Raw genomic sequence first — 22,902 nt, forward strand, 5'->3', positions numbered from 1 at the left:
CGACGCGATGCCGCTTCGGCTGGAAATGCTCTAGCCGGCATTTTCCAGAAGAATAGGCTTGCCATGCGGCGTCGCCTCGGCGGCCCGCGCCCAACGATCCGAAAGCGCGGACTGCTCCGCCTCGCTCGCGACGCCGCGCTCCGAGATGAGCCCGGAGAGCGCCGCCACCCAGCAATCGAAATAATCGGCCCCATCGGCCGCACGGCCCGGCCGGTGCACCTCGCGCGACAGCGCCTGCGTCCATTCGGCCCAGGAAAACACACCCTGCTCGTGCAGACGCACCGTCATCGCGAAGGCCTGCGCCTGCCAGGGCTCGGCAAAAACCGGATCGCCCTCGCTCGATTTCGGCAATCCGGGAGAATCGGCAAGCGTTTCACACCGGCTCAAGATAGCTCTCCCAGGCATCGATCGAGACCGTGAGGCCGGGAGCCGCCCCCTCGCCCCAGATCTCTCCGCCGTCGAAAACGACGGTATAGACCCATTGCGGGTTCTCGCCCTTGCCGTGCGCGTTGTCGTCCGGAAACACGAAGGAGCCCTGCACGGTCTCCACCACGCCCTCCTTGCCCCGCGCATAGCGCGGCAGGCGTGTGTGCGACGTCGGATTGAAAGTGCGGGTGCGCACACGAGCGCCGGCAGCGAAACGGGGCGCAATATCGACCGGTCTGTCACAGGGGCCGCCCTTGGCGAGCACCGCCGGCACCATCTCAGCCTTGAGGACACGCTTCGGCTCGGCGCCCTTTTCCAGCATCCGGCCCTCTATCAGTTCCCTTGCACTGACGAAGCCGTGGCGCTGCAGCAGCGTTTCCAGCGCGCGGATCCAGATTTCGTAATAGCTCGCCGCAAGATAGGTGGCCGGCGGGATATTTTCGCGGGCATGGCGGCTCTCGTCGATCGTCCAGGCGCCGAAAGCCCCGCAGGACAATGTCACGCCAAGTGCGCGCTTTTCCCATTCGCCGTGAAAGCAGGGTTCGTTCGGCTCCGGCGCGACCGGGCCGAGGCCATGCTGGCCGCCGAGATCGTGCGGGCCGTTCATGACCGTACCAACGGCGCGAGCGCCAGTCCGGTGCCGATCATGGCGTCGCGCGTCACGAGATCGGCGAGCGCCTCCTGATCGAGGCCTTCGGTGCCTGCGGGCCGCTCCGGCACGACGAGGTAACGCAATTCCGCCGTGGAATCCCAGACGCGGATCTTTCTGTCGTCGGGAAGCGTCACCCCGAATTCCGCCAGCACACCACGCGGATCGATGACGGCGCGCGAGCGATAGGCCGGCGCCTTGTACCAGACAGGCGGCAAGCCAAGCACCGACCAGGGATAGCAGGAGCACAGCGTGCAGACGACGAGATTGTGCGTTTCGCCATCGTTGAACACCGCCCGCATATGCTCGCCCTGCCGGCCGGTATAGCTGAGGCTGGCGATTGCCTCCGTCGCATCGCGCTTCAGCCAATCGGCGAAATCGGGCTCGGCCCAGGCCTTGGCCACGACGCGCGCGCCGTTGCGTGGGCCGATCTTCGTCTCGTAGGTCTCGACGATGACGTCGATGGCCTTGGGGTCGATCAGGCCCTTCTGCGCCAAAATGGTTTCGAGCGCCCTGACACGGGCTTCCATCGGCGAAAAATGGTTGTCGTGATGGTGATGGTCGTCGTGATCGTGGTCATGCGACACGGCAGTCCCTCCGGCTTCACCTTTTCATACGCCTCTAGCGCAGCATCGGCCAGAGGCTGGCGACGAGCAGCAGCGCCATGGTGATGTTGAACCACTTCAGCCGCACCGGAACGGACAGCCATTCGCGCAGCGCCGAACCGAAGCCGGCCCAGGTCGAAACGCTCGGAAAATTGACGATAGCGAAGGCGACGCCGACGATGAGCACGCTCATCGTGTAATTGGCCGAATTCGTATAGGTCGCCATGGCCGAGACGGCCATGACCCATGCTTTCGGATTGACCCACTGGAAGGCCGCCGCTTCTAGAAAACTCATCGGCCTTGCCCCCGTCTTACCCTCGCCGAGCGACCGTGAGGTGCCTATCTTCCAGGCGATCCAGACGAGATATGCGCCGCCCGCAAACTTCAGTACGGTATAGACCATCGGCACAGCCTCCAGCAGCGCGCCGAGGCCGAAGCCGACGGCCAGCAGCAGCACGAGGAAACCGACGCCGATGCCGCACATATGCGGGATCGTACGCACGAAGCCGAAATTCACCCCCGAGGCGAAGAGCATCATGTTGTTCGGGCCGGGCGTGATGGATGTCGTGAAGGCGAAGACCAGCAGCGCCAGAAAGATTTCGATCTGCATGGCAGGCTCTTGTTATCCGGATTGTTTTTTCCGATTGATAGCCCATCTCTTGGCGACGACCAGCCAATTCTTGTCATGCATACAATTCCGATTGCTTATGTATGGCGTCTCTCGTGGAGTGCAGCATGAAAGCGGAACTACCGGCAGTCACCCTTCCCGGCGGACGGCAGGTGCCGGCGCTCGGCCTTGGCACCTGGCATATGGGCGAAGGCGAGGCGTCGATGGCCGAGGAGGCCGCGAGCCTGCGCGCCGGGCTCGATCTCGGCATGACCGTCATCGACACGGCGGAAATGTATGCCGATGGCGGAGCAGAAGAAGTTGTCGGTGAAGCGATCAAGGGGCGGCGCGAGGAGGTGTTCCTCGTCAGCAAGGTGCTGCCCTACAATGCCAGCCGCGCCGGCACGATCGCCGCCTGCGAGGCGAGCCTGAAACGCCTCGGCACCGATCATATCGAGCTTTACCTGCTGCACTGGCGCGGCCGCCATCCGTTCTCCGAGACCGTCGAAGCCTTCGAGACGCTGAAGACACAAGGCAAGATCGGCGCCTGGGGCGTCTCTAACTTCGACGTCTCCGACATGATAGAGTTGCTTGACGACGCCGAGCCGCTCCGCCCCGCCGCCAACCAGGTGCTCTACAACCTCGCCCGGCGCGGCATCGAGTACGATCTCCTGCGCTGGAGCCAGGTGCAGGGTATTCCGCTCATGGCCTATTCACCGCTCGACGAAGGCCGCCTGCTTGGCCACCCGACGCTGGAGGAGATCGGCCGCATCCACAATGTCGGCTCCGCCCAGATCGCACTCGCCTTCCTGCTCACCAAGGCCGGCGTCATCGCCATACCGAAATCCGGCTCGCCCGAACGCGTGCGCGACAATTTCCGCGCCTCGGAAATCCGCCTGACCTCGGAGGACCTGCGCCTGCTCGACGAGGCTTTCCCGCCGCCGACCCGCAAGCGGCCGCTGGAAATGATCTGATCAAAAGAAAAGGGCCTTCCCGAATCCGGAAAGGCCCTTTTGTCGAATTCGGCTTGTGAGAAAACTCACATCCCCTGCGAACCGCGGTTCATCGCGGCAATGCCGGTGCGGCAGACCTCGACGAGGCCGAGCGGCTTCATGATCGCCACGAACTGGTCGATCTTCGACGACTTGCCCGTCAACTCCAGGATGAAGTGATCGGTGGTGGCATCGACAACCTTGGCGTGGAAGGCGTCGGCAAGACGCAACGTTTCCTGCCGCATCTCGCCGGAGCCGACGACCTTCACCAGCGCCACTTCCCGCTCGATCGGCCGTTCCTGGCCGAGCGCCTTGGCGCGAACGGTGAGATCGACCACGCGGTGGACGGGAACGATACGCTCGAGTTGCGACTTGATCTGCTCGAGAACGCTGGGCGTGCCGCGCGTCACGATGGTGATGCGCGACAGGTGCGATTCATGCTCGGTCTCGGAAACCGTGAGGCTTTCGATGTTGTAGCCGCGACCGGAGAACAGGCCGATGACGCGGGCAAGCACGCCCGGCTCGTTATCGACCAGTACGGAGAGCGTATGGCTCTCCGCAACCTGGGTTTCCTTGGCGATGAAGTAGGCAGAACCGGTGGGTTGAAGGTGTGCGTTCATAATCGTTTCTACCTTTTCATCAAACGAGCTGGCGGCCCTTGGCGTCGATCGCATTGGCGACCGCTTCGTCCGTGGCCTCGTCGGGCAGCAGCATTTCGTTGTGTGCCTTGCCCGACGGGATCATCGGGAAGCAGTTGGCGAGGTTCGCCACGCGGCAATCGAAGATGACGGGACGCTTGACGTCGATCATCTCCTGGATGGCCGCATCGAGATCGGCAGGCTTGTCGCAGGCGATGCCGACGCCGCCATAGGCGTCCGCCAGCTTGACGAAATCAGGCATCGCTTCCGTGTAGGAGTTCGACAGGCGGTTGCCGTGCAGCAACTGCTGCCACTGGCGCACCATGCCCATGTACTGGTTGTTCAGGATGAAGATCTTGACCGGCAGATTGTACTGAACGGCGCAGCTCATTTCCTGAATGCACATCTGGATCGAGGCATCGCCGGCGATGTCGATGACGAGGCTGTCGCGATGTGCGACCTGCACGCCGATCGCCGCCGGGAAGCCATAGCCCATAGTGCCGAGACCGCCCGAGGTCATCCAGCGGTTCGGCTGTTCGAAACCGTAGAACTGCGCCGCCCACATCTGGTGCTGGCCGACTTCCGTCGTAATGTAGGTGTCGCGGTCCTTGGTCAGCTCATAGAGCCGCTGGATCGCGTATTGCGGCATGATCACGTCGTTGCTTGCCTTGTAGGCAAACGAGTTGCGTGCACGCCACTTGGCAATCGAGGCCCACCAGTCGCCCTGCAGCGACCTGTCGTAATCCTTGGCGCCGGCCCGCCACAGGCGAACCATGTCCTCGAGGACATTGCCGACGTCGCCGAGGATCGGAACGTCGACGCGGACATTCTTGTTGATCGATGACGGGTCGATGTCGATGTGGATCTTCTTCGAATTCGGCGAAAACGCATTGAGGCGGCCGGTGATGCGGTCGTCGAAGCGCGCGCCGATGCAGACCATGACGTCGCAGTCATGCATCGCCATGTTCGCTTCGTAGGAACCGTGCATGCCGAGCATACCCAGCCAGTTCTTGCCCGAAGCCGGATAGGCGCCGAGACCCATCAGCGTTGAGGTGATCGGGAAACCGGTGATCTCGACCAGCTCGCGCAGCAGGCGCGAAGCCTCCGGACCGGAATTCACGACGCCGCCGCCGGAATAGATGATCGGACGGCGTGCGCCCTTCATCAGGCTGACGGCCGCCTCGATCGCGCGGGCATCGCCCTGGATCTTCGGCTGGTAGCTTTTCTGGACGGGGGCGGCCGACGGCGGCGTGTAGGTGCCGGTCGCGAACTGCACGTCCTTCGGAATATCGACGACGACAGGGCCCGGGCGACCGGACTGCGCGACGCGGAAGGCCTCATGGATGATGCGGGCGAGGTCGTTGACGTCCTTGACCAGCCAGTTGTGCTTGGTGCAGGGGCGCGTGATGCCGACCGTGTCGCATTCCTGGAAGGCATCCGAACCGATGAGCGTGGTCGGAACCTGACCGGTGAGGCAGACGAGCGGGATGGAATCCATCAACGCATCCTGCAGCGGCGTGACGGCATTCGTCGCGCCCGGACCTGACGTGACGAGCATGACGCCGACCTTGCCGGTGGAGCGGGCATAGCCTTCGGCCATATGGCCGGCGCCCTGCTCGTGGCGAACGAGAATGTGCTCGATATCGTCCTGCTGGAAGATCTCGTCGTAGATCGGCAGCACGGCGCCGCCCGGATAGCCGAAGATATGTTCTACGCCGTTGTCTCTCAGGGCCTGCAAGACAATCTCGGCGCCCGTCATCTGGTTTTCTGTTCCGCTCATCGGTTTCCCGTCCGTCTCTCTTGTATTTCCAGGGTGCTTATCGAATTTTCGGGCATAAAAAAAGGCCCCTTGGAGGAGCCTGCTTACCGCGCATGGGTGCTTTCGCCGGGTGGTTACACCACCCTGCCCATGCGCGTTCCCACCACAAGAATAATAGCCGTCAAATTTGTCATGGGGCGAAGTGTTAGCCACAAAGGCTGCGCGCGTCAACGCTTTTCCGGATGTTTCGAAACGGCACGGAATCCGGCGCGCGGGTCAAAAGCCGGTCCCGGATCGCCCCGGCACGAAACGTCTTATTAAGCGGCATCGGCTAGACTTCCGCTTTGATGGCAAGGAGTGCCGTGATTGCTGAACAGTGATTTCCAGAGTTCTATTGTGGCGGGCGAGCAGGAACGCCGGGATGACGCGTTGCACGGCAATCGTCTGATGGGCCGCGTCGTGGCCTGCAACGGTTCGCACGCCACCATCAGCGCCGTCGCCGAAAGCGGGCAGACCGCACTGACGGAACTGTGGGCCGTGGGTCGCCTGATCTCGATTTCCGTCGGCCGCAATCGCGTGGTCGCTCTCGTCTACTCCATGTCCACCGACCAGCAGAGCTGGGTTGAAAACCGCGACACCGTCTTCCGCATCGAAGTCGAACTCCTGGGCGAAATCCACATCGGACCGAACGGTCGGGAGGAATTTTCCGCCGGCATCACCGACTATCCGCATCTCGGCGCCATCGCGCATCGCATCCGCGCCACCGACCTCGCGAAGGTCTACGACACCGGCAAGAACGACGTCTGCGCCATCGGCAAGCTGACGCAGGACGATAGCCTGGACGCCACGATCCACGTCCCTTCCATGCTGGAAAAGCATTTCGCCATCGTCGGAACCACCGGCGTCGGCAAGTCGACCTCCGTCACGCTGCTGCTGCACAAGGCCATCCAGGCCGACCCGCGCCTGCGCGTGCTGATCCTCGACCCGCACAATGAATTCGCCTCCGCCTTCGGCGATCTCGCCGTCGTGATCGACACGGATACGCTGGACCTGCCCTTCTGGCTGTTCCGGCTGGAAGAATTCGCCGAGGTCATCTTCCGTGGACGCCCCCCCGTGCCGGAAGAAATGGACATACTGCGTGACCTCATTCCCGAGGCGAAGCGCGCCTTCCGCGGTTCCAGCGACAACGGCCTGATGCGCCGCGCCAGCGAAAAGAGTTCGGTCACGTCGGATACGCCGGTTCCTTTCCGCATCGCCGACCTGCTGGCGCTCGTCGACGAACGCATCGGCCGCCTCGAAGGCCGGGCCGAGAAGCCGCACCTGCGCTCGCTCAAGGTCAAGATCATGTCGGCGATCAACGACCCGCGCTATCATTTCATGTTCTCCTCGAACACGATCACCGACACGATCCTCGACACCATTGCCCGCATCTTCCGCATTCCCGGCGAAGGCAAGCCGGTAACGACCTTCCAGCTCGCCGGCATTCCCTCCGAGGTGGTCAATTCCGTGGCCTCCGTTCTCTGCCGCATGGCGTTCGAAATCGGCCTGTGGAGCAATGGCGGCGTGCACATGCTGGTGGTCTGCGAAGAGGCGCACCGTTATGTGCCGGCCGATCCCAAGCTCGGCTTCATGCCGACGCGCCAGGCCATCGCACGCATCGCCAAGGAAGGCCGCAAATACGGCGTTTCGCTCGGCATCATCACGCAGCGCCCCGGCGAACTCGATCCAACCATCCTGTCGCAGTGCTCGACGATCTTCGCGATGCGCCTAGCCAACGACCACGACCAGGAGATCATCCGCTCGGCGATCCCCAACTCCTCCTCCTCGACGACGAGCTTCATCTCCTCGATCGGCAACGGCGAAGCGATCGCCTTCGGCGAGGCCGTCGCGGTGCCGATGCGCATGCGCTTTTCCCGCGTCGAAGCGGAACGCCTGCCCAAGGCGAACGGCACCGGCGTGAAGATCAGCGAGGAGACGCCGCAAAGCGTCGATGTCCGCAATATCGTCGCGCGCATGCGCGCCATTACCGGGCCGGACATTTCCGGCTTCCAGAACGCCTACCTCTCCACGCAGAGCCAGGGCGGCGCGCTGCCGACCGGCTATGAGGACGCGCCCTACGAGGACGAGGAAGACTATATCGACACGCTGCAGAACGCCGCGCCTGCGCCACGAACGCCAGCCGCAGCGCCGACGCAGGATCCCTACCGCCCGGCCGCAGCCGCGCCGGCGCCTGAAACCTATCGGCCCGCCGCAGCACCGCCGACGCATGAGCCTTACCGCCCCGATATGCTGCCGGGCGCAGCCGGTGCCTATGATCCCTCGACGCAGGAGCGCTTCGAGACCATCCGCCGCGAACTGACGACGGATCAAGCGCGCCCGGCCGCCGAGCCCTATCGCCAGCCCGCCCGCCCGGCCTTCGGTGAACAGGAGCCGCCGAGGCGCGAAGGCTCCATCCGCGACCAGCTGCTCAAAAAACCCCTCAGCAGCCTTATTCGCCGCTGATCTTCGTCAGTTGCCCGCCAGGGGATCGAACCGCCGCCAGCTCTCGTCAAGCTGGTTGCGGAACCAGGTCATCTGGCGTTTGGCATATTGCCGCGTCGCAGCGGCGCCGCGCTCGATCACCTCGGTCTCCCGCATCTCGCCCGCCAGCATGGCCGCAATCTGCGGCACGCCGATCGCTTTCATGGCAGGCATGGCCGGTGAAAGGTTCTGGGCAAGCAACGCCTTCACCTCCTCGACAGCGCCAGCCTTGAGCATCAGGCCGAAGCGCTGATTGATACGCGCGGCCAACACCGCGCGATCCGGCAAAACGACGATTTTTTCCGCCCGGTCAGGGTCGATCACCGCCGGGACCGTCGCGGACTGGAAGGCCGTGATCGATTTGCCCGTCGCCTCCAGCACCTCAAGCGCACGCAGGATGCGCTGGCCGTCGCCGGGCATCAGCCGTGCCGCGGTTTGCGGGTCACGCTCCGCAAGGTCCCGGTGCAGCGCTTCTGCCCCTTCATGGATCAGCCGCGCGCGCACCCGTTCGCGAATGTCGCCAGGAATCGACGGCATATCCGAAAGGCCGCCCGTCAATGCGCGAAAATAGAGGCCTGTGCCGCCGACGAAGACCGGCAGCTTGCCGCGCTCGCGCAGCTCCGCTACCAGACCCGTCGCCTCGCGCTGCCAGTCACCGGTGGAATACGCCGCTCCCGCCGGCACTTGGCCGTAGAGCCGATGCTCGATGCCGCCCATCTCGCTGGGCTGCGGGCGCGCGGTCAGCACATTCAGCGTATCGTAAACCTGCATGCTGTCGGCATTGACCACGACGCCGCCGTGCTCGGCGGCGAGGCGCACGGCAAGCGCGGACTTGCCGCTGGCCGTCGGGCCCGTTATCAGGATCGCGTCCCGCTTTCGATCAAGGTTTTCCATCATGGCCTTCGTTGCCACGCTTGTCGCCAATCCGTCAAATCCTGTTCTGATCCCTGCCCTTGCCGAAAAGGCAGCCGAAGCCGTCGGTGCCTCCGGCCTCTACTGGCTCGCCGATGGCATCGCCTGCGACATCGTCCTGCGCGACGGCAGCGACGTCCTCGTCGCACGCGACACGATCCTAGCGACCATCGGCAACGCGCCGATCGATCTTGCCGTGCAGGACGCCGAAACCCGCCGCAAGAAGCTTTTGATCGCCGACATGGATTCGACGATGATCGGCCAGGAGTGCATCGACGAACTGGCGGCCGAAGTCGGCCTCAAGGATAAGGTCGCAACCATTACGGCCCGCGCCATGAACGGCGAGATCGCCTTCGAGCCCGCCCTGCGCGAGCGCGTCGCGCTGCTCAAGGGCCTGCCGGTCTCCGTCATCGACGAGGTCATCGAAAAACGCATCACGCTGACGCCGGGTGGCCGTGAACTCATCGCCACCATGAAGGCGAAGGGCTACTACACGGCGCTGGTCTCCGGCGGCTTCACGGTCTTTACCAGCCGCATCGCGGCAACCCTCGGCTTCGACGAGAACCGCGCCAATCTCCTTCTCGACGCCGATGGCAAGCTGACCGGCGAGGTCGCCGAACCGATCCTCGGTAAACAGGCGAAGGTCGATGCGTTGAACGAGATCGCCGCGCGCCTCGGCATTTCCCCCGACGACGCCATGGCCGTCGGCGACGGTGCCAACGACCTCGGCATGCTGCACCGCTCCGGCGCCGGCGTGGCCCTCCACGCCAAGCCCGCCGTCGCGGCCGAAGCGAAAATCCGCATCGACCACGGCGACCTCACAGCCCTTCTCTACCTGCAGGGCTATCGCAAGTCCGACTTCGTGCTTCCTGCCTGAACCCACGCAAAAGGCCGTTGAAGCAACGCTCCAACGGCCTGAATCACTCTCTCCGGCGCCGCCGGCAAGTCCCTGAAGGGACTCGGTCTTTCGTCAATCGATGCGAACCGTGATGTAGCGCAGGGCGCCGGTGCGGTTGGCAATCATCATGAGCGCGTTGCGGCGGTCTTCCGACTTCAGCTTGTCGACGCGGGTCTTGACCTCCTCGGCCGTCGCGACCGTCTCCTGGCCGATCTCGACGATCACGTCACCCGGCACGATGCCGCGCTCGGCTGCGGCCGATTCCGGGGTAACCTCCGTGATGACGACACCTTTGACGCTTTCGACGATATCGAAGGTCTTGCGCGCATCCGCGTCGAGGTCGCTGATCGCCATGCCGAGCACCAGGTCGGCCTGCGCGGGTGCAGCCTTGTCGCCGGTCTCGGGCGTCGCGCCCTCTTCCGGCGTGCCTTCGTCCTGCGTCATCTCATCGCCGGCATCGGCCTGCTTCTCGCCATCCTCGAGACGGCCGAGCGTGACCTTGACGGTCGTCTCCTTGCCGTCGCGCAGAAGCAGCACGTCAACGGCCTTGCCGACCGGGCTTTCGGCGACCACGCGTGGCAGGTCGCGCATCTCGCGCACGTCCTTGCCATCGAAGCGGATGATCACATCGCCGGTCTCGATCGAACCGTTGTCGACCGGCCCGCCCTTGATGATGCCGGCAACGAGGGCACCCTTGGTTTCCTTCATGCCGAGGCTTTCGGCAATGTCGTCGGTCACAGGCTGGATGCGCACGCCAAGCCAGCCGCGACGGGTTTCGCCATAGTCTCGCAGCTGCGTGAAAATGTTCTGCGCCAGCTCCGTCGGCACGGAGAAACCGATGCCGATCGAGCCGCCCGAAGGCGAGATGATCGCGGTGTTGATGCCGATGACCTCACCCTTCATGTTGAAGAGCGGGCCGCCGGAATTGCCGCGGTTGATGGCAGCGTCCGTCTGGATGAAGTTGTCGTAGGGGCCGGCATTGATGTTACGTCCGCGCGCCGAAATGATGCCGACCGTCACCGAGCCACCGAGGCCGAACGGATTGCCGATCGCCATGACCCAGTCGCCGATGCGCATGGTGCGGGAATCGCCGAAGGGCACGGCCTTCAGCGGCACCTTCGGTTCGACCTTGAGGAGCGCAAGGTCGGTCTTCGGATCGGTGCCGACAAGCTTTGCCTTCAGCTTGGAGCCGTTGGCGAAGTTGACCTCGATGTCGTCGGCGCCCTCGATGACGTGGTTGTTGGTGGCGATGAAGCCCGAGGGATCGATGACGAAACCGGAGCCCAGCGAATTGACCGTCTGGCCCTGGTTGCCGCCCTCGCCGCCTTCGCCCTTGAAGAATTCGTCGAAGAAATCCTGGAACGGCGATCCTTCCGGCACCTGCGGAATGGGCGCCTTGTCGTCGCTCTTGACGTTCTGCGAGGTGGAAATGTTCACGACGGCATCGAGCAGGCCCTCCGCGAGGTCGGCGACGGAATCCGGGCCGGCCGCTGGCTTCACCTGCGCCGCCGCCGGCACGGCGAGCGGTCCCCCCGCCACCAGCGAGAAACTCACCGCGAGCGCAAGCGCTGCCTTGGCCGCGCTGGACGTCGTCTTCAAAGCCATGTTCGGCATCCCTTTTTGTTCCGGCAATTCCCGACAAGCAGACCGCTTCACAGTTTGCTGGAATTGCTCAAGCTTTCGTGGCGAGTGTTTGCTGCGGATACGGCAAAAATCAGTCCGCCATGTCGAATTGATGAGAAGTCATGCCCGTCTTCCGAGGTCCCCGCAAGACCCGCCCTCACGCGCCCCGGATGAACCAGACCATCAGTACGCCCAGACCAACCGCGACGAGCCCGGAAGCTCTGAGTTGGTTCTCGGGAATTTGCGGCAGCATTTCCGCCATGCGCCTCAAAACCGAAGGGGCCAGTGCGTACACCAGCCCCTCGATGATCAGGAAGAAGGCGATTCCCGTCAGGAAATCGGCCATGATCTTCAGTTCGCGGTCGACGGCGTCGTTGCCGTGCCCGTAGTCGTGGACGTTGCAGGCTTGTTGCCGGCAGCATCCTCGAAGTAACGGAAGAACTCGGACTGAGGCGACAGCACCAGCGTCGTATCGGACGCGCCCATCGATTCCCGGTAGGCGCTCATCGACCGGTAGAAGTCGAAGAAGGCCGGATCCTGCGAGAAGGCTTCGGCGAAGACGCGGCTGCGCTCACCTTCGCCCTCGCCTCGCAGGATTTCCGAATCGCGCTGCGCGGCCGCGATGAACTCGACGACCTGACGATCGGCGATGGCGCGACGGCGTTGGCCGGCTTCGTTACCACGGGCGCGGATGAGTTCGGCTTCGGCAAGACGTTCGGCCTTCATGCGTTCGAAGGTCTGCTGCGAGACTTCCTGCGTCAGATCCGTACGCCGGATGCGCACGTCCGAGATCGTCAGGCCGAGGTTCGAGGCGTCGTTGGCCAGTTCGCCGCGAACTTCGCGCATCATCGACGCGCGTTCCTCGGACAGAGCGGACTCGAAGCCGCGCAGACCGTAGACACGGCGCAGCGCCGCATCGAGACGGGTGCGCAGACGCGCTTCCGCCGATTCCCGGTCACCCGAGACGGCTTCGCGGAAGCGGCGTGCATCCGTGATCTTGTAGACCACGAAAGCATCGACCTCATAGAACTTGCCGCCCGAGACCTGGACGCGGATGTCGTCGAGATCGAAGCGCAGCGCCTGGTCCTGGATGTACTGGACGCTATCGGCATCCATGAAGCCGAAGGGCAGCTTGAAGTAGATGCCTGGCTCCGTCTTGACGTCCTGGATCTGGCCGAAGCGGATGACGATCGCCTGCTGGCGCTCGTTGACCACGAACACCGAGGAATAGGCGATGAAGAGCAGAACGCCGATGGCGATCAGGATGGCTGGCAAACGGTTACCCATTACTGCGTACCTCCCGCCTGCTGACCCGTCGTGCGGCCCAGTTCATTGAGGGGAAGGAAGGGAACCACGCCCTGTCCGCCCTGATTCTCGTTGATGATGACCTTCTTGGAGTTCTTCATCACGCCTTCCATGGTTTCAAGGAAGAGACGCTTGCGGGTGACATCGGGCGCTGCCTTGTACTGTTCGTGGATGGAAAGGAAGCGTGCCGCCTCACCTTCCGCTTCCTTGACGACGCGGTCTTTGTAGGCGGCCGCCTCTTCGCGGACCTGCGCGGCCTGACCGCGGGCGAGACCCAGTTTCTGGTTGGCATACTGGTTGGCTTCTTCGAGGAAGCGGTCTTCGTCCTGCTCGGCGCGCTGCACTTCGTCGAACGCGTCGGCGACCTCGCGCGGCGGGGCCGCATCCTCGATGGCAACCGTGTTGATCGAAATGCCGGCGCCGTAGGCGTCCATGGTCGCCTGGATCGTCGTCTTCACGCCTTCTGCGATCGCCTGACGGTTATCGCGGAAAATATCCTGTGCCGGACGGCGGCCGACGACTTCGCGCATGGCGCTCTCGGAGACCTGTTGCAGCGTTTCGGCCGGATATTCGAGATTGAAGAGATAGGCCTGCGGATCGGTGACCGAATAGAGCACCGAGAACTGCACGTTGACGATGTTCTGGTCGCCCGTCAGCATCAACCCGGAGGCATCGGAATTCGACGCCGCCGCGCGGCGGCCGATATTCTGCTGCTGCTCGGTGATCTTGACGAGTTCGACGGTCTCGAAGGGCCACATGTGGAAATGCAGGCCCGGCATGGAGACTTCCTGCTTGGGCTTGCCGAAGCGCAGCTCGACGCCACGCTCGTCCGGCTGGACCGTATAGATGGAGTTCATCAGCCAGAAGACGCCGAGAAGCAGCAGGCCGATGACCACGGCGCCGCCGTTGAAACCGCCCGGCATGACATTCTTCAGCTGATTCTGGCCGCGCCGGATGATTTCCTCGAGATCCGGAGGGCCGCCATTGCCGCCTCCGCCACCGCGGGGGCGGTTCGGACCCTGCCCCCATGGCCCCTGATTGTTTCCACCGCCGCCACTGCCGCCGCCGCCCCAAGGGCCGCCGCCGCCATTCTGATTGCTCCAGGGCATCAATACCTCTTTCTTTCGAATCCCCTTGGAGCATTTTTTGCGCGAGACGCGAAAATGCTCCATCGATTTGTTTCTGAGCGTTTCGCGGATCGTTTCGCCGCGCAACGCTAGGTGAACCCGTTATAGGTATCCCTCGGGCACCTTTCAACAAATCCCAGACGCGATGCGTGCCCGTGCGGCAAAATAGTTCGTGATCGACGCGATTTATGGTTTACGCGGTGGTTTTTCGTCGCCAGGTGACGAAGCGCATGGCGTGGCTGTCCTTCTCGCCCCGGGGAATAGGCTCTTCGACGACTTTTTCGAAGGCATCGGGATCGATGGCCGGAAACCGCGTGTCGCCATCGACATCCGCCTCGACATGGGTGACGTGCAGGGTATCCGCCCGGTCGAAGACCTGCGCGTAGATCTGCCCGCCACCGATCACGCAGACCTCGTCGACACCAAGCGTTTCCGCTTCGCGCTGAGCGGCGGCCAGCCCTTCGTCGAGCGAGGACACCACCTCCGCACCGGGCGCGGAAAAAGTCGTATCCCGGGTGATGACGATGTTCGGGCGTCCCGGCAGCGGCCTGCCGATCGAATCCCAAGTCTTGCGGCCCATCAGCACGGGCTTGCCGAGCGTCAGCTGCTTGAAACGCTTCAGGTCGGACGGCAGGCGCCACGGCAGGTCGCCGTCGCGGCCGATGACGCCGTTTCCTGCAACGGCGACGACGAGGACGATCTTGGCTTGGCTCATGCGGTTTCCCGAAAATCAGACGGCGATGGGCGCCTTGATGGATGAATCGGCTTCGTAGCCGATCAGGGTGAAGTCCTCGAATTTGAAGGAGAAAAGGTCCTTCACGTCGGGATTGATCTTCATGAACGGAAGCGGTTTCGGCCGGCGCGTCATCTGCGTGCGCACCTGTTCGAAATGGTTCGCATAGATATGTGCGTCGCCCAGCGTATGCACGAAATCACCCGGCTGCAGCCCCGTCACCTGCGCCACCATCATGGTCAGCAACGCATAGGAGGCGATGTTGAAGGGCACGCCGAGGAAGATATCGGCGGAGCGCTGGTAGAGCTGGCAGGAGAGTTTGCCATCGGCCACATAGAACTGGAACAGGCAGTGGCAGGGCGGCAGCGCCATCTCGTCGACAAGCGCCGGGTTCCAGGCAGAAACGATATGGCGGCGGGAATTTGGGTTGCGTCTGATACTGTCGAGGACGGCGACGATCTGGTCGAGATGGCGACCGTCATGCGTCGGCCAGGAGCGCCACTGATAGCCGTAGACCGGGCCAAGCTCGCCATTCCCGTCGGCCCATTCGTCCCAGATGGTGACGCCGTTGTCGCGCAGATAGCCGATATTGGTATCGCCCTTCAGGAACCACAGCAATTCATGGATGATCGAGCGCAGGTGCAGCTTCTTGGTGGTCAGCACCGGGAAACCTTCCGAAAGGTCGAAGCGCATCTGGTAGCCGAAGACGCCGCGCGTGCCCGTGCCGGTCCGGTCTCCGCGGTCGGAGCCGTTTTCCATCACATGGGCGAGAAGATCGAGATATTGCTGCATGGTCGCCGCCGATTCGTTGTCCAGCGTGAGATATTAGAGGGCGAACGGCGGCGACCAAAGGGCGAAATGGGATTTCCCCGATTTCCTCAGGCAAGCGCGCCGAGTTTTCCAAGTTCCTTGGCGGTGAGATAGTAGAATGTCACGCGCGATTTCGTGCGATCGTCGGCCATCGCCTTGCAGACGGCTTCAACGGCCTTGTCGGCGGCGTCTCCCGAAATACCGAACTTCTTGGCACACCACTTTTCCTTCACGCGGTCGAGTTCCGCCGGGTCGGAGCACGATACCAGCGAGGAATCGCGGTTGCGCAGCGCGATGCCGAGATGGCTCACGATCTTCTTGACGATGGCCTCGTCCGCACCGCTGTCATATTTGCGGACGTCTGCGAGATAGTCGGTCATGGTGTTTCCTCTACAGTCAACTCGGGCGCTGCCGTCATGGCGAGCCTGCTGCACGATCATGTTTTTCACGCCGTCGCGACGAGTCAAGCGCTAATAAACGCCAGCATTGTGGCACCGGGTAGCGACCAAGCCGACCCAAGGTTACAGTGAGCGTAATTTTGCACTTTCTGAAGGAATGTCGCGTAGGCATAATCGCAGATGGCCTGTCCGCAGGCCCAACCAAAACGACGGTCCGTGCCAGGTGAAGCAACTCGAGGATCAATCGCAGCGCTTCCGGCTTGCCTATGGCACAGCCGCGCTGGTTGTCGGCATTTTGACGGCGGGCTGGGGGCTCGTCTTCGCTTACATGCAGGCCTGGCCGCTCGCGGTGATGGATGTGGCGGTGGTCGTGACCGCCTTCTCGAGCTTCGCGTTGACGCGCCGCCATCAGCTTTCGGCCGCGCTCTTCCTCTCGCAGTTCTCCTTCCTCGCCATCATCATCGTCTTCTGCCTTCTGTTCGATGTGCCAAGCGCGACGGCGCCGCGGGTGTCCCATCTCTTCCTGCTCGTGCTGGCGCTCCTCGGCTATATCAACTACCAGCGCGAAGGTTCGCGCCTCCAGCTCGCGCTCATCGCGCTGTGCCTCATGTCCTTCGTCTTTTTCGCCAGCACGAACCTTCGCGTGCCCTATGCCGATCCGATCGCCGACGAGTTTCGCGTCTATGGCTCCTGGCTGAACACGATCGTCGCCGTCAGCATGCTGTGCGGTGGACTCTATGCCATGCAGCGGGAATTCGCCCGCAACCTCGACCAGGCCCGCGACCTCAAGGCCGCGTTGACGAACCGGGAATTCGAACTGTTCTACCAGCCGCAAGTCGATGAAAACGGCAACCTGACGGGCGCCGAGGCGCTTCTGCGCTGGAAAAGGCCCGGGGGCGGCTACGTGTCCCCCGCCGAATTCATCCCCGTCGCGGAGGAGGCGGGCTTCATGCCCGTCATCGGCGACTGGGTCTTCAACGAATCCTGCAAGACACTTGTTTTCTGGCAGCAGGATGTCGCGACGCGCGACCTGACGCTTTCCGTCAATGTCAGCGTCGACCAGTTCATGAAGGATGATTTCGTCGATACGGTGCTGGCGCGCCTCAAGGCGCTGGAGATCGATCCGACACGCCTCAAGCTGGAGCTCACCGAAAGCATGATGGCCGACGATGTCGGCCTGATCGTGAAGAAGATGGGTGCGTTGCGCGCTGCCGGGATCACCATCTCGCTCGACGACTTCGGCACCGGCTATTCCTCGCTCAGCCACCTGCGCCAGTTGCCCGTTCACGAGATCAAGATCGACCGCTCCTTCGTGCAGGGCGCGCCGGAAAGCCGGCGTAACCAGCTTCTCCTGAAGAGCATCTTCGACATCGCCCGCACGCTCGACATGTCCGTGGTCGCCGAGGGCATCGAGACGAAGGAGCAGTTCCGCCTGCTGCAATCCTTCGGCTGCACCGCGTTCCAGGGCTTCTATTTCGGCCGTCCCCTGCCGCTGCCGGCGTTCCAGAAGCAATGGGCCAATGACGGCGCCCCGCCGCTTGCCGAGACCGCCTGATCCACAGGGCTGTGCAAACTTCCGCACATCCTTGTCACAAAACCCTTTTCTTGCGCGACGGGAATGCCTATATGTGAAGTGCTGCCTCGGCAGCTATGGCAATAAACGGGCGGTGTAATAAACCCATTGGACCCGGGGGCGGTACCCGGCGCCTCCACCAAAAACCGGTCATCCTTGACGGACCGGCTTTTGATGGGGGCGAAATAGGATCGACAAGGGCGTAAAGATCGACTTTTTGCTCGGCATTGTACCACCGTTATCGGGCTAAACTTGTAGTTGCAAACGACAACTATGCGGAAGCTCGTCTCGCTGCTTAATCGCGGTGTGACACTTCACTCAAAGTCCTGACGGGTCGCACCGGCAGGCGGGGTCCGAAGGCACCTGGCAACAGAAGCCTTCACCTTCTCCAATCCCTTGAAATGGTCTATAGCTGTGCCAGATGACTCGTGCCGCAAGGTATGAGATGAGACGCAATGCCTGAATATAAAGGCATCAGGAAGAAAGACAGGAACGGATGGCGCAAGACCACATTCGCTACGACATTCTCGCCCAGGACGCGCTGCGCAGCGTCATTCGCAAGGTTTTGTCCGAAGTCGCGGTCACGGGGCACCTCCCCGGTGAGCACCATTTCTTCATCACCTTCCTGACAAACGCTCCCGGCGTGCGCATCTCGCAGCACCTGAAGGCGAAATATGCCGAGCAGATGACGATCGTCGTGCAGCACCAGTTCTGGGACCTTAAAGTCACGGAAAGCCTGTTCGAAATCGGCCTCTCCTTCTCCGACACCCCGGAAAAGCTGGTCATTCCGTTCAACGCCATCCGCGGCTTCTACGACCCGTCGGTGAGCTTCGAGCTGGAATTCGACGTGCCGGCGGTCGAGGGAGAGGAAGAACACTCCGCCGAGATCACCGCCTATCCCGCCGTTGCGGAAAAAGCCGAGGAGATCGGCGAGGAGCCGACGCCCCCGACCGGTGGCGACGACAACAACAAGGGTGGCTCGGTCGTCTCGCTCGATTCCTTCCGCAAGAAGAACTGAGTTCGTCGATGAGCGGCGACGTCGTCAATCTCCGTCAGTTCCGCAAACAGAAGGCCCGTTCCGACAAGGACAAGAAGGCCGAGCAGAACAGGCTGACCTTCGGTCGCACGAAGGCGGAGAAAACACTGACGCGCACGCTCAACGACAAAGCGGAAAAAGCCCTCGACCAGGGCCGCCTCGAGCGGCCCGACGAGACGCAGGACTGAGCGTTTTCAAGCTCTTGCCGGTAAGACCGGAATCGATCTCCCACATCCTTGAATCGATGCGCAAGGCATGATCCGTAAATATTCCACCACCCTGCACGGCCACCGCACGAGCTTTTCGCTGGAGCCGGCCTTTCACGACATGCTGAAGGGCATTGCCGACACGCGCGCCCTGCCGCTCGCCGCCCTCATCCGCGAAATCGACGATACACGCGCGGTGGACGACAATCTCTCCTCGGCGCTGCGCCTCTATGTGCTGCAATGGCTGAAGGAGCGGGTTGGCGATAATCCGGTCAGTTGACGCCTGGCAGGCTGTCAAAATTCAACTGGCCCCCGTCGATCGGCGGCAGATCCTCACCACGCTCGACACCCTCGCTGGGCGAGACCAGGCGGCGGCTTCTGGCCTCGTCTTCGGCCCTTCGCGCTTCCTCGGCCGCGCGCTGTTCGGCAAGACGGCGCGCCGCCTCTTCCGCCTCCCTGAGGCGCCGTTCATCATCTGCCGCCTTGCGGCGCACACGTTCGGCCTCCTCGGCGGCAGCGCGTGTGGACCGTTCCTGTTCCACCCGCTGCTGTGCTTCCGCCCGGCGACGTGCCTCCTCCTCCGCCTGCAGGCGCGCCGCCTCGGCAAGCGCTTCACGCGCTTCGGCGCGGGAACGATAGAGCGCCGCCTCGCGGCGCAGGCGCTGCTTTTCCAGCACATTGGCCTGCAGTGTCTCGACACGCCGGCGTTCCGTCTCGAAGCGGCGCAGCGACAGGAAATTGGCAAGCGGCTGCACATCGAGCTCGAAGCCCGGCGCCTCGACGAGCCCGCGATAGCCGAGCACCACTTCGGGCTCTGCGCCTGCCAGCGCCTCGTCGCCGGCCTTGTAGCTGACGGCAAGACGCGCGGCCATGGTGTCGCCGGCAAGATCGACATCCGCATCGCCTGTGAGCGCGGCTCCGGCATCCTCGGCCGTTACGCTCTGGACGCGCAATTTCCCGCCGGCAAGGGCGAAGGGAATGCGAACGTCACCGAACGAAGCCTCTTTCTGAAGAATGGCGCCAGCGGCAAAGCGCGCAACGCGCTCCGGCGTAATATCCCCCTCAAGACGATCGGCTTGCGCCAGAAGCGAGGGCAGCGCCGCGGTATTTAGCCCGCGCAGGACGAGGCCGGAGGCATGCACCTCGCCCGACCCGCTGGCGCCCTCCACCATGGTCCTGATGCTTTTGCCGGAGGCATCGACGGCAAGCGTCACATCTGCCTTGCCCGTGGCAACCGCCCCCTCGGGTCCGGCCCAGACGATCTTCGAAAGATCCGCGCCCGTCAGCCGCGCGCGCGCCTCGAAGAGGCCGTTTTCATCGGCATTCGCCACCTTGATACGGCCCGAAAGCCGCCCGCCGAGCCAGTTGCCCTCCATGTCATCAAGCGTCAGCTCGCCGCCCATCCACTGGAGGTTGCCCTTGAAACCATCGACGGCGCCGTAGAGCCCCGGCCAGAAGGAACCGGCGGTGAGCGCAACCGAGACATCGGCGGCATCCTGCAACGGCGGCACGAGCGGCGCGGCATTGAGCCCGCCTTCGAGCACGTCCTGCACCGGGCCGGCAACGGCTTCGGCGAGGAAGGCGAAATCGACCGTATCGAAACGCAAAGCGCCCGTGCCCTTGAGCGTTGCCGCCGTGCGGTCGAAGGTCAGATTGCCGGAAAATGTGTTGCGGTCCGCCTCGCCCGCAATATCCGTAATGGCGATGGCTTCGGGGCTGGTTTCAACCGCCATGGCCAACGAAATCGGCAGGCCGGCACCCGCCTGGGGCACGGCAACGCCGTTCATCATCAGATAGGGCTCGATATCGTCGCTTCTGGCCGTAAGGGCGAGCGCGCCGTCGAGGAATCTTTCCGCGGCAAGGACGGCCGTACCCTTTGCGGAAATCGTCGTGCTGCCGGCGGTGAAGGAGGCTGACACGGTCGCAGGGCCCAGCTCCGGCTGCGAAACGCGGAAGGTGACGCTGCCGTCCGGCTCGGCGTCGAAGGGCAACGGATCGAGCCCGACCTGCCCCGCGATGACGACGGACTGCGGATTGAAGAGGCTGCCCTCCAGCTCGAAGCTGTTGCCGGCCAGAAGCGTGGTGGCAGAATCGGCCGAAAGCTTCAGTTCAAGACGCCCCTCATTGACCGGGCCGGTCACGGTCAGCGTCGCGGGATTGCCTTCCGCCATGGCCGCGCGGATGGAAAGGTCGGCCTTGTCGTAGTAGCCGGCATTGGCGACGAAACGGCTGAGAAGCGGATGCACCGGCAAGTGGCGCGCCAGGAGATCGGCGACGGGCCGCATGGCCTCCACCTTCAGCGTCACGTCGATACCCGCACTCGGCGCCAGCAGCGTTCCGCCGAGCGTGCCGCTTGCCGAAAGGGCTGCCCCCTCCAGCGATGCAACATCGAGACGGCTGAGTGTCAGCAGACCATCCTTCATCGACAGCGCCGCGGTGACACCGGAAGCGCTTTCGCCGAAAGCGTCGAAACGGTCCGCCTTGATGTCCAGCGCCATCGCATGATCCGCAAGCGCGCCCAGCGAGGCATCGCCCGCAACCAGACCGGTCAGCGCCTGGAGCGATTCCAGCCGCACTTCGTTGCCGCGCAGTTCGAGTGAAAGCGTCGGCGCGGCATCGCCGCGGGATTCCCGTTCCAGTCGGCCGTTCAGAGACGCGCCGCCAATGGCGATCTCCAGGTTTTCGAAGCGCTGCAGCTCGTCCGTCAGGTTCACGTCGGCGGAAAAGCCGGCTGTCTTCAGCTTGCGGATTTCCGGATCGACGGAGCCGGCAAGCCAGGTGGCAAGGCCGGACGGCTGGTTGGACGCAATCAGCAAGTTGCCGACGAAGCCGCGGTTTTCGCGCAGCGTCAGCCGTCCCTTCGCCTCCAGCGCGGTGCGGCCGGGCAATTGCGCATCCGCCCGGTCGATGCGCCAGCCGTCTCCATCGGGCTTCACGTCGAGGCGGATTTCGCGCACCGTCGTATCGCCCACCACGACGGCGGGCAGGAAGAGGCTTGCGCGCCCCGGGACCTGCGGGATCGGAATGTCGGCGGCGATCGCAAGCAGAGCCTGGAGCCGCTGACGGGCGGAAAGCTGTGGGTCGCGGCCGGTCTTGCCGGTCTCGCCACTGTTGCCGATGCGCGAAACGTCGATCTGCTGGCCATCGGCGATCAGCAGGAATTCCGGTGCGCGGCCGGTGTCCAGCGTCGCTTCGCCCGTCACCACATAGGGATCGGCGGCAGGCCCGGCTTCCAGCCGATACTCCGGAATGCGCACGCGCTCGTTGGAAAGCTCGAACGTACCGGCGACGCGGATCGGATCCCTCGGTGCCTCGCTTTTGGGGCGCGGCTTTTCGGACACGGTGAAGCTGCCCTGATATTGCGGGCGGAAATCGACCACCTTCAGCGCACCGTCAAGATCGGCTGTGAATGCAAGATCGTCAGGCACGATGCGGGCACGCATCGACAGCGCGCCATTCTCCACCTGCCCGCTCGAAAGCTGGAAGGCACCACTCTCGCCATCGAGCGCGCCCCGTCCGTCGACGCGCCACGGACCCGCCAGCGTTTTGGCCGAAATCTGCGCGTCGAGACCGGTCACGTGGCGTGTGCGGCCCGTCTGCTCGTCGATGAATTCGATATCGCCGCCGGTGATGGCGACGTTTTCAAGGATGACGGTGCGGGCAGGAATATCCGACTTGCGGCCCCGCGCCCAGTCGAGCGTGCCATCCTGGAAGAGCTTGATACGCGCCTTCGGCTCCTCGATGCGCATGTCGAAAATCAGCGCTTCGCCGGAGAGGAAGGGCGCCAGCTCCGCATCCATCGAGAACCGCGCGACTTCGACCAGCGGCTTGCCATCCTCCGGCGAGCCGACGCGCACGTCGTTGAGCGTCACGGATGGAAACGGGATCAAACGGGCATCGACGCTGCCATGCACGGTGACGGGGCGGCCCATGATGCGGCTCGCCTCGCGCTCGAAATCCTGCCGGAAATTCGTCCAGTCGACGAAGAGCGGCGCCAGCAGCGCCACGAAGAGCGCCACGACCACCAGGCCGCCACCGATAAGCATGATCCTAGAAAGCACGCCGCATGCCTCGAATTCCAATCC

At 63.5% G+C, this 22,902-nt stretch carries 22 protein-coding genes and 1 other RNA gene; 8 read left to right on the forward strand and 15 right to left on the reverse strand.

Translation table 11 applies throughout. From position 1 onward, the window contains the following. Positions 1-30: 30 nt before the first annotated feature. The 4 genes from MUO32_RS12510 to MUO32_RS12525 form a co-directional block, all read right to left on the reverse strand. Positions 31-387 (reverse strand): nitrile hydratase accessory protein, encoded by a 357-nt coding sequence (locus MUO32_RS12510; protein WP_257948629.1) that lies wholly within the window; start codon positions 385-387, stop codon positions 31-33. After that, the gene (nthB, locus tag MUO32_RS12515) at positions 374-1,033 is read right to left on the reverse strand and encodes a nitrile hydratase subunit beta (protein WP_257948630.1); all 660 of its coding nucleotides are present in this window, start codon (positions 1,031-1,033) and stop codon (positions 374-376) included. The genes MUO32_RS12510 and nthB overlap by 14 nt, the downstream gene beginning before the upstream one ends. After that, the gene (gene nthA, locus MUO32_RS12520) at positions 1,030-1,605 is read right to left on the reverse strand and encodes a nitrile hydratase subunit alpha (RefSeq protein WP_257949213.1); all 576 of its coding nucleotides are present in this window, start codon (positions 1,603-1,605) and stop codon (positions 1,030-1,032) included. Before nthA ends, nthB begins: the two co-directional genes overlap by 4 nt. A gap of 91 nt (positions 1,606-1,696) precedes the next feature. Beyond that, positions 1,697-2,290: a LysE family translocator gene (locus MUO32_RS12525; RefSeq protein ID WP_257948631.1), complete on the reverse strand. Its 594-nt coding sequence runs from the start codon at positions 2,288-2,290 to the stop codon at positions 1,697-1,699. 125 nt (positions 2,291-2,415) lie between these two features. Between MUO32_RS12525 and MUO32_RS12530 the strand changes: the two genes are divergently transcribed. Further along, complete coding sequence (locus MUO32_RS12530) at positions 2,416-3,261, forward strand: aldo/keto reductase (RefSeq protein ID WP_257948632.1); 846 nt, start codon at positions 2,416-2,418, stop codon at positions 3,259-3,261. A gap of 65 nt (positions 3,262-3,326) precedes the next feature. Here MUO32_RS12530 and ilvN read toward each other — a convergent pair whose 3' ends face one another. Both ilvN and MUO32_RS12540 read right to left on the reverse strand, forming a co-directional pair. Continuing rightward, positions 3,327-3,899, reverse strand: coding sequence for an acetolactate synthase small subunit (gene ilvN, locus MUO32_RS12535; protein ID WP_257948633.1), 573 nt, complete (start codon positions 3,897-3,899; stop codon positions 3,327-3,329). Positions 3,900-3,918: 19 nt separating this feature from the next. Further along, on the reverse strand, positions 3,919-5,697 hold the full coding sequence (locus MUO32_RS12540) for an acetolactate synthase 3 large subunit (protein WP_257948634.1): 1,779 nt from the start codon (positions 5,695-5,697) through the stop codon (positions 3,919-3,921). Positions 5,698-6,042: 345 nt separating this feature from the next. Here MUO32_RS12540 and MUO32_RS12545 point away from each other — a divergent pair, with 345 nt between their 5' ends. Continuing rightward, positions 6,043-8,178 (forward strand): ATP-binding protein, encoded by a 2,136-nt coding sequence (locus tag MUO32_RS12545; RefSeq protein ID WP_257948635.1) that lies wholly within the window; start codon positions 6,043-6,045, stop codon positions 8,176-8,178. 6 nt (positions 8,179-8,184) lie between these two features. Here the strand turns inward: MUO32_RS12545 and miaA are convergent, their stop codons facing one another. Continuing rightward, complete coding sequence (gene miaA / locus MUO32_RS12550; RefSeq protein ID WP_257949214.1) at positions 8,185-9,093, reverse strand: tRNA (adenosine(37)-N6)-dimethylallyltransferase MiaA; 909 nt, start codon at positions 9,091-9,093, stop codon at positions 8,185-8,187. On the opposite strand from miaA, the gene serB reads away from it, so the two are divergent. Next, complete coding sequence (gene serB, locus MUO32_RS12555) at positions 9,092-9,985, forward strand: phosphoserine phosphatase SerB (RefSeq protein ID WP_257948636.1); 894 nt, start codon at positions 9,092-9,094, stop codon at positions 9,983-9,985. The genes miaA and serB overlap by 2 nt on opposite strands. A gap of 93 nt (positions 9,986-10,078) precedes the next feature. On the opposite strand, the gene MUO32_RS12560 is transcribed toward serB, so the two are convergent. The 7 genes from MUO32_RS12560 to MUO32_RS12590 all read right to left on the reverse strand — a co-directional run bounded on the left by MUO32_RS12560 (position 10,079) and on the right by MUO32_RS12590 (position 15,984). After that, on the reverse strand, positions 10,079-11,620 hold the full coding sequence (locus MUO32_RS12560) for a DegQ family serine endoprotease (protein ID WP_374708639.1): 1,542 nt from the start codon (positions 11,618-11,620) through the stop codon (positions 10,079-10,081). Between the two features lie 166 nt (positions 11,621-11,786). Further along, on the reverse strand, positions 11,787-11,975 hold the full coding sequence (locus tag MUO32_RS12565) for a DUF2065 domain-containing protein (RefSeq protein ID WP_257948638.1): 189 nt from the start codon (positions 11,973-11,975) through the stop codon (positions 11,787-11,789). 5 nt (positions 11,976-11,980) lie between these two features. Further along, a complete protein-coding gene (gene hflC / locus MUO32_RS12570; RefSeq protein WP_257948639.1) occupies positions 11,981-12,916 on the reverse strand; it encodes a protease modulator HflC in 936 nt (311 codons plus the stop codon). Beyond that, positions 12,916-14,043, reverse strand: a complete 1,128-nt coding sequence (gene hflK, locus MUO32_RS12575; RefSeq protein WP_257948640.1) for an FtsH protease activity modulator HflK — start codon at positions 14,041-14,043, stop codon at positions 12,916-12,918. The genes hflC and hflK overlap by 1 nt, the downstream gene beginning before the upstream one ends. Before the next feature lie 211 nt (positions 14,044-14,254). After that, positions 14,255-14,776, reverse strand: coding sequence for a dihydrofolate reductase (locus tag MUO32_RS12580; RefSeq protein ID WP_257948641.1), 522 nt, complete (start codon positions 14,774-14,776; stop codon positions 14,255-14,257). A gap of 15 nt (positions 14,777-14,791) precedes the next feature. After that, the gene (locus MUO32_RS12585; RefSeq protein WP_257948642.1) at positions 14,792-15,586 is read right to left on the reverse strand and encodes a thymidylate synthase; all 795 of its coding nucleotides are present in this window, start codon (positions 15,584-15,586) and stop codon (positions 14,792-14,794) included. Between the two features lie 86 nt (positions 15,587-15,672). Beyond that, positions 15,673-15,984 (reverse strand): DUF2853 family protein, encoded by a 312-nt coding sequence (locus MUO32_RS12590; protein WP_257948643.1) that lies wholly within the window; start codon positions 15,982-15,984, stop codon positions 15,673-15,675. Positions 15,985-16,225: 241 nt separating this feature from the next. Between MUO32_RS12590 and MUO32_RS12595 the strand changes: the two genes are divergently transcribed. The 5 genes from MUO32_RS12595 (at position 16,226) to MUO32_RS12615 (ending at position 19,097) form a co-directional block, all read left to right on the forward strand. Next, complete coding sequence (locus tag MUO32_RS12595) at positions 16,226-17,557, forward strand: bifunctional diguanylate cyclase/phosphodiesterase (RefSeq protein WP_257948644.1); 1,332 nt, start codon at positions 16,226-16,228, stop codon at positions 17,555-17,557. 41 nt (positions 17,558-17,598) lie between these two features. Next, positions 17,599-17,959, forward strand: a transfer-messenger RNA (tmRNA) gene (gene ssrA / locus MUO32_RS12600). A 112-nt stretch (positions 17,960-18,071) separates the two neighbouring features. Further along, positions 18,072-18,593, forward strand: a complete 522-nt coding sequence (locus MUO32_RS12605; protein ID WP_257948645.1) for an SspB family protein — start codon at positions 18,072-18,074, stop codon at positions 18,591-18,593. A gap of 8 nt (positions 18,594-18,601) precedes the next feature. Then, the gene (locus MUO32_RS12610) at positions 18,602-18,799 is read left to right on the forward strand and encodes a DUF4169 family protein (protein ID WP_257948646.1); all 198 of its coding nucleotides are present in this window, start codon (positions 18,602-18,604) and stop codon (positions 18,797-18,799) included. 67 nt (positions 18,800-18,866) lie between these two features. Next, on the forward strand, positions 18,867-19,097 hold the full coding sequence (locus MUO32_RS12615; RefSeq protein ID WP_257948647.1) for a ribbon-helix-helix domain-containing protein: 231 nt from the start codon (positions 18,867-18,869) through the stop codon (positions 19,095-19,097). On the opposite strand, the gene MUO32_RS12620 is transcribed toward MUO32_RS12615, so the two are convergent. Then, positions 19,090-22,878: an AsmA-like C-terminal region-containing protein gene (locus MUO32_RS12620; protein ID WP_257948648.1), complete on the reverse strand. Its 3,789-nt coding sequence runs from the start codon at positions 22,876-22,878 to the stop codon at positions 19,090-19,092. The two genes, MUO32_RS12615 and MUO32_RS12620, sit on opposite strands and share 8 nt — an antisense overlap. Positions 22,879-22,902: the final 24 nt, after the last annotated feature.

The sequence above is a fragment of the Shinella sp. CPCC 101442 genome, from assembly GCF_024704725.1.
Taxonomy (GTDB): domain Bacteria; phylum Pseudomonadota; class Alphaproteobacteria; order Rhizobiales; family Rhizobiaceae; genus Shinella.